Genomic DNA, 14061 nt, shown 5'->3' with positions numbered 1-14061 from the left:
GCGCCGATGGTACTGCAGGGGGGACCCTGTGGGAGAGTAGGACGCCGCCGAACAATCATTCAAGAGAAGCCCCCTGACGATTCGTCAGGGGGCTTCTCTGCGTTTCCGGAGGTACGGGCCGGCTGGTTGCCGACCCCCACCGGTGCACGGCACACTGACCGGTCATGGGTGGTGACCGGGAGCACGCGGCGGAGGACGACTTCAGGTCGTTCTACGAAGGTGCGTACGGTCAGTTGGTGGCCCATCTGTACGCGCTGACGGGTGATCTGGGGGAGGCTCAGGACGCCGCGCAGGAGGCGTTCGTCCGGGCGTGGAGCCACTGGGGGCGGCTGAGTGCGTACGAGAACCCGGTGGCCTGGGTGCGGCTGACGGGGCAGCGGATCGCGATCAGCCGGTGGCGGCGGGCGCGGACGGCGTTGCGGAGTTGGGTGCGGCACGGTGAGGGGTCGCCGGTGCCCGGGCCGGGGCCGGAGTCGGTTGCGTTGGTGGAGGCGTTGCGGCGGTTGCCAGAGGCGCAGCGGTCGGCGTTGGTGCTGCATCACATGGGGGGCCGGGCGGTGGCGGAGATCGCGGCGGACGAGGGTGTGCCGGTGGGGACGGTGAAGGCGCGGCTGCACCGGGGGCGGCTGGCGCTGGCCGAGTTGTTGGGGGAGGAGGAGGGGGACGGCGGTTCGCCGTTGCCGCTCCAGCGGTCGGGGGGTCCGAAGCCGATGCCGGGGGTGCCGGTGGTGGGTCCGGTGGCCGGGCCGGTGAGTGCTCCGGCGGCCTCGCCCGGGGTCGGGGACGAGGACGAGGTGGAGCCGGGCGGCCGGGAACTGACGGGCGGTCAGGGGCGGGAGCGGGCGCCGGAGGAGCGGCCGGGGCCGTCCGTCTCCGATTCGACGGTGCCGGCTCAACGGACCGGTGAGGGGCGTACGTTGGACGGGACGCTGAGCTGCCGTGGCTGAGAGGGCCGTGCGGGCGGAGTCGGCCGAGCGGGCTGAGAGGAGGGCGGTCGCCGTGGAGGAGCAGGATCGTCCGGCCGTCTCGACGGTCAGGCTGGAGCGGATGTTCGACGAGCTGCGGTGCGAGGTGACCGCGCTGCGGATGCCTCCGTCGGAGGAGGTGCTCTGCCGGGCGGTGCGGCGTCGTCGGCGTCGGCGGGCCGGGATCGTGGCGGTGACGGGGGCGTTGACCTCGGCGGGGGTGTGGGGGCTGGCCACCTTCTGCGGGCCCGGTGAGATGGGCGGGCAGGTGGCGGGTCTGGCCGGGCTGCCGGTGGAGCGGACCATCGCGCCGACGCTGCTGCTGCCGGGGCCGGTGGAGCTGGCCGGTGGGGTCGATTCGGTGATGCCGGTCTCGGACGGCGGGGGTGAACTCCTGCTGGGGCAGGCCGGGTTGCCGGTTTCGCAGGCCCGGTACGGCCCGTGGGGGCCGTTGTTGACGGGGGTTTCGACGTTCGGATTGCCGGCGTTGCAGGGGTGCGTGCCGCAGCTCGTCGAGCTGCTGGGGGCGGGTCGGCGGTGGGAGCTGGTGCGCCCGGACGCGGGCCGGGGGCTGGCGGTGCAGTACCTGCTGGAGTTCGATGCGACGGCCGAGGCGGCGAGTGCGGAGGAGCGGCTGTTGGAGGCCGCGGAGTGCACGGTGCCGGGGGCCGGCTGGGTGGAGGGGGAGCGGACCCACCGGGCGTTGGCGCTGCGGACCTTCGAGGCGGGGGACAGTGAGCCGGAGCGGGTGGAGGAGGTGACGGTGCGGCTGGAGGGGCGTCGGTTGGCGGTGCTGCTGGTGCAGTACACGACGGACTCGACGCCGACCGGGTTGGCGGGGGCGGTGCTGGATCCGGAGTTCCGGGCGGCCTCGGACGCCTTCGCCGCGCTGCCCTTGCCGGTGCCGTCGGCGAGCGGGAGCCGGGGCGGCGGCGCCGGGAACTGAGGGGCCGCGCCCCCTGGGCGCCGGCTGGAGAGGCCGCGAAAATATCTCGGAATCCCGTGCAACCCTTCCCCTGCTTGCGGCGTGTCCAGTACGAGCCCAGACCGGTGACGTCAACGTCCCGGCTTCCGTGCTCGGGGTGCTGTGGGGAACAGGGGACTCCACAGCACCCCCACCCGCCCCCTCGGGCGAGGGCAGGCGATGGGCGTCAAGAGACCGCTAAAACTACCGTTCGGCTCACCTGATCAGCGGATTTACGGGTAAATCACCGTAGGCTCAGGGGGTCGGACGGGTACCCGGGGCCTGCCCCGGGCGGAGCGGGAACTGGTACGGATGGCGCGCGGCAGGCTGCGGATCTACCTCGGGGCGGCACCCGGGGTCGGCAAGACGTACGCCATGCTCGCGGAGGCGCACCGCAGGTCCGCCCGCGGTACGGACGTGGTCGCGGCCTTCGTGGAGGACCACGGGCGGCGGCGGACTGCCGAGCTGACGGTGGGTCTGGAGCTGCTGCCGCGACGGGAACTGACGTACCGTGGGGCGCTCTTCGGCGAGCTGGACCTGGACGCGGTGCTGCGCCGGCGCCCGGCGGTCGCGCTGGTGGACGAGCTGGCCCACACCAACGTGCCGGGCAGCCGCAACGCCAAGCGCTGGCAGGACGTCGAGGAGCTGTTGGAGGCCGGGATCGACGTGGTCTCCACCGTGAACATCCAGCACCTGGAGTCGCTGGGCGACGTGGTGGAGGGCATCACGGGGGTGCGGCAGCGCGAGACGGTGCCGGACGAGGTGGTGCGCCGGGCGGACCAGGTCGAGCTGGTAGACATGGATCCGGAGGCGCTGCGCCGCCGGCTGGCGCACGGGAACGTGTACGCGCCGGAGAAGGTCGACGCCTCGCTGGCGAACTGGTTCCGGCCGGGGAACCTGACCGCGCTGCGCGAGCTGGCGCTGCTCTGGACGGCCGACCGGGTCGACGAGTACCTCCAGCGCTACCGGGCCGAGCACGGCATCGAGGGCACCTGGCAGGCCCGGGAGCGGATCGTGGTCGGTCTGACCGGCGGCCCCGAGGGTGCCACGCTGATCCGCCGGGCGGCCCGGATCGCCGACCGGGCGTCCGGCGGTGAGCTGCTGGCCGTGCACATCGCGCGTTCCGACGGGCTGTCGGCGCCGGCGGGCTCCTCGCAGGCCCTGATCGAGCAGCGCGCCCTGGTGGAGAGCCTGGGCGGCAGCTTCCACACGGTGCTGGGCGACGACCCGGCGCCGGCCCTGCTGGACTTCGCGCGCGGGGTGAACGCCACCCAGGTGGTGCTGGGCTCCAGCCGCCGCCGGGCCTGGCAGTACCTGTGGGGCCCCGGGGTGGGGTCCACCGTCACCCGGGACAGCGGTGACATCGACGTGCACACCGTCACCCACGAGCAGGCGGCGAGGGGCCGCGGCACGCTGCCGGTCCGCCGGGTCACCGACCTCGGCCGGACCAGGACGCTGCTGGGCTGGCTGATCGGGGTCGGCGGTCCGCCGCTGCTCACGCTGCTGCTGATCGAGCTGGGGAGCCTGGGGCTCTCCACGGACATGCTGCTCTTCCTCTGCCTGACGGTCTGTGCGGCGCTGGCCGGCGGCCTCTACCCGGCGGTCGCCTCGGCGCTGGTGGCCTCCTCCTCGCTGAACTACTACTTCACGCCCCCGATCCACACCTTCACCATCTCCGAACCGCGGAACATCCTGGCGGTGGCGATCTTCACCGCCGTCGGCATCGCGGTCGCCTCGGTGGTGGACCTGGCCGCCAGACGGACCCAGCAGGCCGCCCTCAGCCAGACCGAGGCGCAGTCGCTGAGCGCGCTGGCCGGGACGGTGCTGCGCGGCACGCCGAGCGGGAACGGGATGCTGGACGCCCTGCTGGACCAGGTCAGGGAGACCTTCCAACAGGAGTCCGCCGCGCTGCTGGAGCGGCCTGACGACCACTCACCCTGGCGTCCGGCGGCGGCCCGTGGCACCGATCCGCCGCAGCGGCCGGAGGACGGCGACGTGGACGTGCCGGTCGGCGGCCGGCTGGCGCTGGTGCTGCGGGGCCGGGTGCTGCCCGCGGCCGACCGTCGGCTGCTCGGCGCCTACGCCGCCCAGGGCGCCGCCCTGCTGGAGCGCCGCCGGCTGCTCGGCGAGGCCGCCGCCGCCCGCCGGGAGGCCGAGGGCAACCGGATCCGCACCGCCCTGCTGGCCGCCGTCTCGCACGACCTGCGCACCCCGCTGGCCGGGATCAAGGCCAACGTCTCCTCGCTGCGCGCCGAGGACGTGGAGTGGAGCGCCGAGGACGAGGCCGAGCTGCTGGCCGGGATCGAGACCGGCGCCGACCGGCTCGACCACCTGATCAACAACCTGCTCGACATGAGCCGCCTGCAGACCGGCACCGTCGCCCCGCTGATCCGCGACACCGACCTCGACGAGGTCGTCCCGTACGCGCTGGGCGGGGTGCCGGCCGGGGCGGTCCGGCTGGACGTGCCCGAGTCGCTGCCGATGGTGCGGGCCGACGGCGGGCTGCTGGAGCGGGCGCTCGCCAACCTGGTCGAGAACGCCGTGAAGTACAGCGGCGACGTCCTGGTGCGGGCCTCGGTGCTGGACCGGCCGGGGGCCGGGCGGCGGGTCGAGGTGCGGATCGTCGACCGGGGCCCCGGGGTGCCGGTGGAGGCCCGGGAACGGATCTTCGCGCCGTTCCAGCGGTACGGCGACGCCCCGCGCGGCGCCGGCGTGGGTCTCGGGCTGGCGGTGGCCCGGGGCTTCGTGGAGGCGATGGACGGCACCGTCACCGCCGAGGACACCCCCGGCGGAGGACTGACCATGGTGGTCGCGCTGCCTGCGGCGGACCTGGACGACAACGACGAACGAAAGGCGGAGCCGGAATGACCCGGGTCCTCGTGGTGGACGACGAACCGCAGATCGTCCGCGCGCTGGTGATCAACCTCAAGGCCCGGAAGTACGAGGTGGACGCCGCCCATGACGGTGCGTCGGCCCTGGAGCTCGCCGCGGCCAAGCACCCGGACGTGGTGCTGCTCGACCTCGGGCTGCCGGACATGGAGGGCGTGGAGGTGATCCGCGGCCTGCGGGGCTGGACCAGGGTGCCGATCATCGTGCTCTCGGCCCGGCACGCCTCGGACGAGAAGGTGGAGGCGCTGGACGCCGGGGCCGACGACTACGTCACCAAGCCGTTCGGGATGGACGAGCTGTTGGCGCGGATGCGGGCCGCCGTGCGGCGGGCCGAGCCGGTGGCGGGGGAGGACGACGCGGTGGTGGTCACCGAGGGGTTCACGGTGGACCTGGCGGCGAAGAAGGTCAACCGGGACGGTGCGGACATCCGGCTGACGCCCACCGAGTGGCACCTGCTGGAGGTGCTGGTGCGCAACGCCGGGCGGCTGGTCAGCCAGACCCAGCTGCTCCAGGAGGTCTGGGGGCCGGCCTACCGGACCGAGACCAACTACCTGCGGGTCTACCTGGCCCAGCTGCGACGGAAGCTGGAGACCGACCCGAGCCACCCCCGGCACTTCATCACCGAGCCGGGCATGGGCTACCGCTTCGAACCCTGACGGGCGGTCGGAAGCTCTCCCGACCTGCCGCACCCTCCCCGCCGGAGTCTGCCCCGCTCTCCCCGCCGGAGGCCGTGTTCGCTCTGCCGTTCGGTGCCGTGAAACCGGTACCCTTCGGGCATGAGTGGTGACAACAGCAGCGAGCAGCCGCAAGGCCGTTTCCGCCGCATGCTCAGCCGCCTGACCTCCTCAGCCGAGGAGCTGGACGCGGCCGAGCTCCGGCAGGACACGGTGGAGGCCGGGTGCACCCCGATCGCCAGCGCGGGGGACCGCGAGGTGGTCACCGTGGCCGGGACCCTGCGCACCGTGACGCTCCGCCCCCGGGCCGGGGTGCCGGCGCTGGAGGCGGAGCTGTTCGACGGGACCGAGGCCCTGGACGTGGTCTGGCTGGGCCGCCGTTCGATCATCGGCATAGAACCCGGCCGTCGCCTCATCGCGACCGGCCGGCTCAGCCACGCACGCGGGCGCCGCGTGCTCTTCAACCCCCGCTACGAACTGCGTCCGGCCGGACACGGGAGCGAGTGAGCGTGACCAACCTGCCCGGCGGCGAGCCCGCCGCCCAGCTCGACCTGGCAAAGCCCGCCGACCAGGCGGTGGAGCCGGAGCGGGACGCCTCGAAGGAGGCCGCCGACACGGTGCTGCAGGCCTTCGGCGGTGTCCGCGGCATGGTCGACATGACCCTGCCCGGCCTGGTGTTCATCATCACCTTCAACATCACCCACGAGGTGGCCCCGGCGGCCTGGGCGGCGCTCGGGCTGAGCCTGCTGTTCGTGGTGATCCGGCTGTTCCGCCGGGAGACGGTGCAGCACGCGTTCAGCGGGGTGTTCGGGGTCGCGCTCGGTGCGTGGATCTCGATGAAGACCGGCAAGGCGGAGAACTTCTACCTGCCCGGCCTGCTGTGGAACGTCGGCTACTGCGTCGCGCTGGCGGTCTCGGCGCTGGTCCGCTGGCCGATGATCGGCGTGATGCTCGGCCCGATCACGGGCGAGATGTTCACCTGGCGGACCAAGAACCCCGGGCGGCTGGCGGCGTACACCAAGGCGACCTGGGCCTGGGTGGTGATCATGGGCATCAAGCCGTTGATCCTCTTCCCGCTGTACTTCACGGGGAACGTCAACCTGCTGGGCTGGCTGAAGGTGGCGCTCGGCATCCCGCCGCTGCTGCTGGCGATGTACGTGACCTGGCAGATCCTGCTCAAGGCCCCGCCGCCGATCAAGGCGGAGGTCGAGGAGGAGCAGCAGAGCTGAGAAGAGGGCCCCCGAGGGGGCCCTCTTCCCGTTCGTCCAGGGGCGCGCTACTGCTCGGTGGAGCCCGCGGAGAGGAGCTCCTCGAGCTCCTCCTCGCGTTCCTGGGCGGCCACGAAGAGCAGTTCGTCGCCGCCGTCCAGGGTGTCGTCCTTGCCCGGCACCAGGACCCGGCCCTCGCGGATGATGGTGACCAGCGCGGTGTCGGCCGGCCAGACCACGTCGCCGACCCGGGTGCCGACCAGGGCGGCGTCCGCGGCGAGGGTGAGCTCGACCAGGTTGGCGTTGCCCTGGCTGAAGCGCATCAGGCGGACCAGGTCACCGACGCTGACGGCCTCCTCGACGAGGGCGGACATCAGGCGCGGGGTGGAGACGGCGACGTCCACGCCCCAGGACTCGTTGAAGAGCCACTCGTTCTTCGGGTTGTTGACCCGGGCGACCACCCGCGGCACGCCGTACTCGGTCTTGGCGAGCAGCGAGACCACCAGGTTGACCTTGTCGTCGCCGGTGGCGGCGATCACCACGTGGCAGCGCTGGAGCGCGGCCTCGTCCAGCGAGGTGATCTCGCAGGCGTCGGCCAGCAGCCACTCGGCCATCGGGACGCGCTCGACCGAGATGGAGTTGGGGTTCTTGTCGATCAGGAGGACGTCGTGGCCGTTCTCCAGCAGCTCGCCCGCGATCGAGCGGCCGACCGCGCCGGCTCCGGCAATGGCGACTCGCATCAGTGCTCATCCTCCTGCGGACCCTGCGCGAACGCGGCCTCGACGGCGGTCAGGTCGGCGCGGCGCAGCATCACGTGCACCAGGTCGCCCTCCTGGACGACCAGCTGGGGGGTCGGCAGGGTCCCCTCGCCGAGGCGGGTGAGGAAGGCGATCCGGGCGCCGGAGGCCTCCTCCAGCTCGGAGAGCCGGTGGCCGACCCAGGAGGGGGCGTAGGCGACCTCGGCGAGCTGGACGCTGCCGCTGGGGTCCTGCCAGAGCGGTTCGCCGCCGCTGGGGAGCAGGCGGCGGAGCATCTGGTCGGCGGTCCACCGGACGGTGGCGACGGTGGGGATGCCCAGGCGCTGGTAGACCTCGGCGCGGCGGGGGTCGTAGATCCGGGCCGCGACGTTCTCGACGCCGAAGTTCTCCCGGGCGACCCGGGCCGCGATGATGTTGGAGTTGTCACCGCTGGAGACGGCGGCGAAGGCGCCCGCCTCCTCGATGCCGGCCTCGCGCAGGGTGTCCTGGTCGAAGCCGACGCCGGTCACCCGGCGGCCGTTGAAGACGGCGCCGAGCCGGCGGAAGGCGGTCGGGTCCTGGTCGACGACGGCCACCGAGTGACCCTGTTTCTCCAGGGCGCGGGCGAGCGCGGAGCCCACCCGGCCGCAGCCCATGATGACGATGTGCACGGGACGCCTACCTCACCTGGTCCGTGGGGAACATGACCTGCGCAGACACCGATCGTCATCCTTCCGCCCCCGTTCCGGGGGTCATTCGGCCGAGGGGTTCGGCACGTCGTGTGGCGGGTGCACCGGATGGTTCCCGCGTCCTCATCATGCGACACGCTAGCCGGTCCTCCGAACACAGTCCCGAGGAAGGGGGCCACCGGAGCGCAACTCCGCGGGGGGGAGCCCCTACGATTCCTACGTGCCTATGCCTGCTGATCTACCGAAACGCATCCTGCTCGGTCGCGCCCTGCGCAGCGACAAGCTGGGCGAGACCCTGCTGCCCAAGCGCATCGCGCTGCCCGTGTTCGCCTCCGACGCCCTCTCCTCGGTGGCCTACGCCCCCGAGGAGATCCTGCTCACCCTGTCGGTGGCGGGCGTCTCGGCGATCCACTTCTCCTGGCAGATCGGCCTCGTCGTCGCGGTCGTGATGCTCGCGGTGGTGGCCTCGTACCGGCAGAACGTGCACGCCTACCCGAGCGGTGGCGGCGACTACGAGGTGGCGACCGTCAACCACGGGCCGAACTCCGGTCTGGTGGTGGCGAGCGCGCTGCTGGTCGACTACATCCTGACGGTGGCGGTGTCGACGACCTCGGGCGTGGCGAACGTGGTGTCGGCGGTGCCGGCGCTGCGGGGCCACGAGATGGCGATCTCGATCATCCTGGTCGTCGTGCTGATGGGCATGAACCTGCGCGGGGTCCGGGAGTCCGGGTCGGCGTTCGCGGTGCCGACCTACGCGTTCATGATCGGCATCATGGGCATGATCGGCTACGGCATGGTCCGGAACGTGTTCTTCGGGACGGACATGCCCGCCGAGAGCGCCGGGTTCCACCTCCAGGCGCTGCCCGGGGACGAGAACCTGGCCGGGTTCGCACTGATCTTCCTGCTGCTCAAGGCCTTCTCCTCGGGCTGTGCGGCGCTGACCGGCGTGGAGGCGATCTCCAACGGCGTGCCGGCCTTCCGCAAGCCGAAGAGCAAGAACGCGGCGACCACGCTGCTGATGATGGCGCTGTTCGCGGTCGTGATGTTCATGGGCATCATCTACCTGGCCCGGCTGACGGGCGCTCAGATGGCGGAGGACCCGAGCCAGCTGGTGGGCGCCCCGGCGGACTACCACCAGAAGACGGCGCTGGCGCAGATCAGCGAGGCGGTGTTCTCCAACTTCACCCCGGGGTTCTACTTCATCGCGGCCGTGACCGGTCTGATCCTGGTGCTGGCCGCCAACACGGCCTTCAACGGCTTCCCGGTGCTCGGCTCGATCCTGGCCCAGGACCGCTACCTGCCCCGGCAGCTGCACACCCGTGGTGACCGGCTGGCGTTCTCCAACGGCATCATCCTGCTGGCGGGCGCGGCGATCCTGTTCATCGTGGCCTTCGACGCGGACCCGACCCGGCTGATCCAGCTGTACATCGTCGGTGTCTTCGTCTCCTTCAACATGAGCCAGTCGGGCATGATCCGGCACTGGACCAGGCTGCTGCGTACCGAGAAGGACCCGAAGAAGCGCTCGCACATGCAGCGCAGCCGGGCGATCAACGCCTTCGGCCTGGTGATGACGATGGCCGTGCTGATCGTGGTGCTGGCCACCAAGATCAGCCACGCCTGGATCGCGATCGCCGCGATGGTCGTGCTGTTCGTGATGATGAAGGCGATCCGCAAGCACTACGACCGGGTCTCCCGCGAGCTGATCGCGGCGGAGGTGCCGGACGACGCGGTGCTGCCGACCCGGGTGCACGCCATCGTGCTGGTCTCCAAGCTGCACAAGCCGGCGCTGCGCGCACTGGCGTACGCCCGGCTCGCGCGTTCGCACACCCTGGAGGCGGTCACGGTCAACGTGGACCCCTCGGACACCGAGGCGCTGCGCCGGGAGTGGGACGCGCGGGACATCGAGATCCCGCTGAAGGTGCTGGACTCGCCGTTCCGCGAGATCACCGGGCCGGTGCTGGACTACGTGAAGAACCTGCGCCGGTCCAGCCCGCGCGACGTGGTGATGGTCTACATCCCGGAGTACGTGGTCGGCCACTGGTACGAGCACCTGCTGCACAACCAGAGCGCGCTGCGGCTGAAGGGCCGGCTGCTCTTCAAGCCGGGCGTCATGGTGACCTCGGTGCCGTGGCAGCTGGAGTCCTCCGAGCGGCGGCGCCCGCAGAAGGCGTGGTCGGCGCCGGGTGCGGTGCGGCGCGGTGAACCGCGCCCGCAGCGCGTAGAGTCGAAGGCTTCCAGCACCGCTGCCAGCAGCTCCAGCAACTCCACCAAGGACGCCGAATCGTGACCCGCAACAACCCGCCCCGTTCCTCCGGCGCCGGACGCTCCGGCGGTTCCGGCAAGGGCTCCGGCAAGGCCAAGTCCACCGGCGGCAAGCCGGGGCAGGTGGCCCGTCCGCGCTGGAGCTCCAAGCCGGCCCGGCCGACGGCGACCGACCGTGACGGCTACACCGCGCAGACCGCGCCGGTCGCTCCGGGCGAGCAGCGGTCGGAGGGCACGGCCGCGCCGACCGCGGCGGGTGCCTCCGCGCTGTGGAAGAAGGGCAAGCTGCCCGGCGCCAAGGCCACCGCCAAGGTGACCGCCGAGTCCGGTGGCGCGGGTGGTGCCGCGAAGGGCGCGAAGAAGCAGGCGGTGCGGCCGCCGAAGGCGCTGCGCACGGCGCAGCCGGCCGCCAGGGCGGCCCGTCCGCCGAAGGCGGTCAAGGCTCCGGCGGCGCCGCGGGTGCCGTCCGGCGACCCGCTGGTCGGCGAGCGGTACGAGGTCGAGGTCGGCCCGGTGGCGCACGGCGGCGGGCACTGCGTGGCGCGGCACGAGGGCCGGGTGCTGTTCGTCCGGCACACGCTGCCGGGCGAGCGGGTGGTCGTGGAGGTCACCGAGGGCACCACCACCTCCCGCTTCCTGCGGGCCGACGCGGTGGAGGTGCTGGAGGCCGCCAAGGAGCGGATCCCGGCGCCGTGCCCGTTCGCCGGCCCCGGCAAGTGCGGCGGCTGCGACTGGCAGCACGTCACCCCGGGCGGGCAGCGCAAGCTCAAGGGCGCGGTGCTGACCGAGCAGCTGGCCAAGCTGGCCGGGCTGACGCCGGAGCAGGCGGGCTGGGACGGCAGCGTGGAGCCGGTCGGCGGCAAGCTGGCGCCCGGTGAGGTCCCGGCCTGGCGGTCCCGGATGCAGTACGCGGTGGACCCGGCGAGCGGCCGGGTCGGTCTGCGCCGGCACCGTTCGCACGACATCGAGCCGGTGGACCGCTGCCTGATCGCGACCGAGGGCGTCACCGAGCTCGGGGTGGAGGGCCGCAGCTGGCCCGGCGTCACCTCGGTCGAGGTGATCGCGGCCTCCGGGTCCTCGGACCGTCAGGTGATCCTGACCCCGGCTCCGGGCGCGCAGCTGCCGCTGGTGGAGCTGGACAAGCCGGTGTCGATCTCCCGGATCGACGAGCAGGAGCTGTTCCACCGGGTGCACGGGCGGACCTTCGTCCGGGAGCGGGCGGCGGGACGGACCTGGCGGGTCTCCAACGGCGGTTTCTGGCAGATCCACCCGGAGGCGCCGGACACCCTGGTGAACGCGGTGCTGGACGGCCTGGACCCGCAGTGGGGCGAGAGCGCGCTCGACCTGTACTGCGGCGTGGGCCTGTTCGCGGGCGCGCTGGCCGACCGGGTCGGTGACGACGGGGCGGTGCTCGGCATCGAGTCGAGCAAGCAGGCGGTGGTCGACGCCCGGCACAACCTGGCCGAGGTGGACAACGTCCGGATCGAGTGCGACCGGGTGGAGAGCCTGCTGCCGCGCACCGGCATCACCTCGACCGACCTGATCGTGCTGGACCCGCCGCGCGCGGGGGCCGGGCGGGAGACGGTCCGTCACCTGGCCGGCCTGGAGGCCCGCCGGATCGCGTACGTGGCCTGTGACCCGGCCGCGCTCGCGCGTGACCTGGCCTTCTTCCGCGAGGGCGGCTACCGGCCGGTCTCGCTGCGGGCCTTCGACCTGTTCCCGATGACCCACCACTTCGAGTGCGTGGCGATCCTGGAGCCGGTGGAGCCCGTCGAGGACGACCGGGCCGCCTGGGAGCGCTGACGGCTCCTCAGTCGACCACCTGACGCCCCGTCGGACCTCGGTCCGGCGGGGCGTCGGTGTGTTCGGTAGCGCGAGCCGGGGGCGTGCGCCGGTCGGATCGGATGTGCGCCCCGTTCGTAGGCCTTTTGCTCCTGGGGGTGGAAGGGTGTCCGCCGGGCGGGTGAAGCTGCCCCGTGCGGAGGTGGGGGTGCGGGGGGCGAACCACTAGGCATGGGTTCCAGGTCATGTTCCGACTCGAGGGGGAACCACCCATGCCGTCCGTCCGTCACGCAGTCCTGGACGTGCTGCGCGCCCGCGGGATCACCACCGTCTTCGGCAATCCGGGCTCCACCGAGCTGCCGATGCTGCGGGACTTCCCGGCCGACTTCCGGTACGTGCTCGGCCTCCAGGAGGCCGTGGTGGTCGGGATGGCGGACGGCTACGCGCAGGCCGGCGGCCGCACGGCGCTGGTCAACCTGCACACCGGGCCCGGCACCGGCAACGCGATGGGCGCGATCCTCAACGCCCGGGCCAACCGCACCCCGATGGTGGTCACCGCCGGGCAGCAGGTGCGGGCGATGCTCACCATGGAGGCGCTGCTCAGCAATCCGCAGGCCACCCTGCTGCCGCAGCCCGCGGTGAAGTGGGCGTACGAGCCGCCGCGCCCGGCCGACGTGGCGCCCGCGCTGGCCCGGGCGGTGCAGCTGGCCGAGACCCCGCCGTGCGGGCCGGTCTTCCTCTCGCTGCCGATGGACGACTTCGAGGCGGAGCTGACGCCGGGTGAGCTGCGGGCGGCGCAGGCCGCCGCCGAGCGCCGGGTGGTGCACGCGGGAGCGCCCGACGCCGAAACGATCCGCTCGCTGGCCGGACGGATCGCCGGGGCGCGCAGCGCCGTCCTGGTGGTCGGCGACGACGTGGACGCGGCCGGCCCGGGCACCTGGGACGCGGTGCTGGCGCTGGCCGAGCACACCGGGCTGCCGGTGTGGGCCGCTCCGGTGGCGGGGCGGGTCTCCTTCCCGCGCAGCCACCCGCAGTACCGGGGCGAACTGCCGCCCGCCATCGCCCCGTTGGCACGCTGCCTGGCGGGGCACGACCTGGTGGTGGTGATCGGGGCGCCGGTGTTCCGCTACTACCCGTACGTGCCGGGGGAGTACCTGCCGGACGGGGCCGGGCTGGTGCTGCTCACCCGGGACGCGGAGGAGGCGGCCCGGGCGCCGGTCGGCGACGCGGTGGTGGCCGATCTGGCGCTCACCGCACGGGCGTTGACGGAGCGGCTGGCGGCGGGAGCACCGGCGGGCGTCGGCCCCGCGGAGCCGGCGGCGGAGGGGCTCGGCGAGGACGGGCGGCTGAGCCCGTTCGGCGCGCTGCGGGCGGTGGCCGAGGGCGCGCCGGCCGGGACGCTCTGGGTGAACGAGTCGCCGTCCAACGTCCCGCAGTTCCACCGGGCGACCAGGATCGGCACGCCCGGCTCCTACCTGTTCTCGGCCGGCGGTGGCCTGGGCTACGGGGCGGCGGCGGCCGTCGGGGCCCAACTCGCCGTCCCGGAGCGGCCGGTGGTCGCGGTGCTCGGGGACGGCTCGGTGCACTACGCCGTCCAGGCGCTGTGGACGGCGGCCCACTACAACCTGCCGGTCACCTTCGTGGTGCTGAGCAACGCCCGCTACGCCATCCTCCAGTGGTTCGCCCAGGTGGAGCGCACCCCGGGCGTGCCGGGGCTGGAGATCCCCGGCCTGGACATCACCGCCATCGCCACCGGCTACGGGGTGCGCGCCCACCGGGCCGTGGACGCGGCCGAAGTCACCAAGCTGGTGCGGGAGTCCACCACGCGCCGGGACGGGCCGGTGCTGATCGACGTCCCGGTCAGCACCGAACTCCCCACCCTCTAGCGCCA

Annotated in this window: 11 protein-coding genes; 9 read left to right on the top strand and 2 right to left on the bottom strand. The window is 73.0% G+C overall.

Annotation, left to right across the window (positions count from 1 at the left end; genetic code table 11):
* Window positions 1-164 precede the first annotated feature (164 nt).
* The 6 genes from ACZ6ZR_RS36060 (at window position 165) to ACZ6ZR_RS36035 (ending at window position 6721) form a co-directional block, all read left to right on the top strand.
* On the top strand, window positions 165-947 hold the full coding sequence (locus ACZ6ZR_RS36060; protein WP_465649829.1) for a SigE family RNA polymerase sigma factor: 783 nt from the start codon (window positions 165-167) through the stop codon (window positions 945-947).
* Window positions 948-999: 52 nt separating this feature from the next.
* Window positions 1000-1911, top strand: coding sequence for a hypothetical protein (locus ACZ6ZR_RS36055; RefSeq protein WP_465649827.1), 912 nt, complete (start codon window positions 1000-1002; stop codon window positions 1909-1911).
* Between the two features lie 330 nt (window positions 1912-2241).
* Window positions 2242-4797 (top strand): DUF4118 domain-containing protein, encoded by a 2556-nt coding sequence (locus tag ACZ6ZR_RS36050; protein WP_465649825.1) that lies wholly within the window; start codon window positions 2242-2244, stop codon window positions 4795-4797.
* On the top strand, window positions 4794-5474 hold the full coding sequence (locus tag ACZ6ZR_RS36045) for a response regulator (RefSeq protein ID WP_345290872.1): 681 nt from the start codon (window positions 4794-4796) through the stop codon (window positions 5472-5474). The genes ACZ6ZR_RS36050 and ACZ6ZR_RS36045 overlap by 4 nt, the downstream gene beginning before the upstream one ends.
* 120 nt (window positions 5475-5594) lie before the next feature.
* Window positions 5595-5999 (top strand): OB-fold nucleic acid binding domain-containing protein, encoded by a 405-nt coding sequence (locus ACZ6ZR_RS36040; protein ID WP_402296434.1) that lies wholly within the window; start codon window positions 5595-5597, stop codon window positions 5997-5999.
* 2 nt (window positions 6000-6001) lie between these two features.
* On the top strand, window positions 6002-6721 hold the full coding sequence (locus ACZ6ZR_RS36035) for a DUF3159 domain-containing protein (RefSeq protein WP_465649822.1): 720 nt from the start codon (window positions 6002-6004) through the stop codon (window positions 6719-6721).
* A 47-nt stretch (window positions 6722-6768) separates the two neighbouring features.
* Here ACZ6ZR_RS36035 and ACZ6ZR_RS36030 read toward each other — a convergent pair whose 3' ends face one another.
* Window positions 6769-7440: a potassium channel family protein gene (locus ACZ6ZR_RS36030; RefSeq protein WP_465649820.1), complete on the bottom strand. Its 672-nt coding sequence runs from the start codon at window positions 7438-7440 to the stop codon at window positions 6769-6771.
* On the bottom strand, window positions 7440-8108 hold the full coding sequence (locus tag ACZ6ZR_RS36025; protein WP_465649818.1) for a potassium channel family protein: 669 nt from the start codon (window positions 8106-8108) through the stop codon (window positions 7440-7442). The genes ACZ6ZR_RS36030 and ACZ6ZR_RS36025 overlap by 1 nt, the downstream gene beginning before the upstream one ends.
* Before the next feature lie 244 nt (window positions 8109-8352).
* On the opposite strand from ACZ6ZR_RS36025, the gene ACZ6ZR_RS36020 reads away from it, so the two are divergent.
* The 3 genes from ACZ6ZR_RS36020 to mdlC all read left to right on the top strand — a co-directional run bounded on the left by ACZ6ZR_RS36020 (window position 8353) and on the right by mdlC (window position 14056).
* Window positions 8353-10413, top strand: coding sequence for an APC family permease (locus ACZ6ZR_RS36020; protein ID WP_465649833.1), 2061 nt, complete (start codon window positions 8353-8355; stop codon window positions 10411-10413).
* A 434-nt stretch (window positions 10414-10847) separates the two neighbouring features.
* Entirely contained in the window at window positions 10848-12191 is a 1344-nt protein-coding gene (locus ACZ6ZR_RS36015; RefSeq protein WP_465649831.1) for a class I SAM-dependent RNA methyltransferase, read from the top strand.
* Between the two features lie 251 nt (window positions 12192-12442).
* On the top strand, window positions 12443-14056 hold the full coding sequence (gene mdlC, locus ACZ6ZR_RS36010; RefSeq protein WP_465649816.1) for a benzoylformate decarboxylase: 1614 nt from the start codon (window positions 12443-12445) through the stop codon (window positions 14054-14056).
* Window positions 14057-14061 lie beyond the last annotated feature (5 nt).

It is taken from the genome of Kitasatospora sp. NPDC088742 (assembly GCF_055584905.1).
The sequence above is the reverse complement of the archived record's forward strand: the minus strand, read 5'-3'. Positions and strand labels throughout refer to the sequence as shown.

Bases quoted from the DNA above. Each gene is read 5' to 3' on its own strand.
- ACZ6ZR_RS36060 (WP_465649829.1), top strand. From the start codon at position 165: ATGGGTGGTGACCGGGAGCACGCGGCGGAGGACGACTTCAGGTCGTTC.
- ACZ6ZR_RS36045 (WP_345290872.1), top strand. From the start codon at position 4,794: ATGACCCGGGTCCTCGTGGTGGACGACGAACCGCAGATCGTCCGCGCG.
- ACZ6ZR_RS36030 (WP_465649820.1), bottom strand. From the start codon at position 7,440: ATGCGAGTCGCCATTGCCGGAGCCGGCGCGGTCGGCCGCTCGATCGCG.
- ACZ6ZR_RS36040 (WP_402296434.1), top strand. From the start codon at position 5,595: ATGAGTGGTGACAACAGCAGCGAGCAGCCGCAAGGCCGTTTCCGCCGC.
- mdlC (WP_465649816.1), top strand. From the start codon at position 12,443: ATGCCGTCCGTCCGTCACGCAGTCCTGGACGTGCTGCGCGCCCGCGGG.
- ACZ6ZR_RS36020 (WP_465649833.1), top strand. From the start codon at position 8,353: ATGCCTGCTGATCTACCGAAACGCATCCTGCTCGGTCGCGCCCTGCGC.
- ACZ6ZR_RS36050 (WP_465649825.1), top strand. From the start codon at position 2,242: ATGGCGCGCGGCAGGCTGCGGATCTACCTCGGGGCGGCACCCGGGGTC.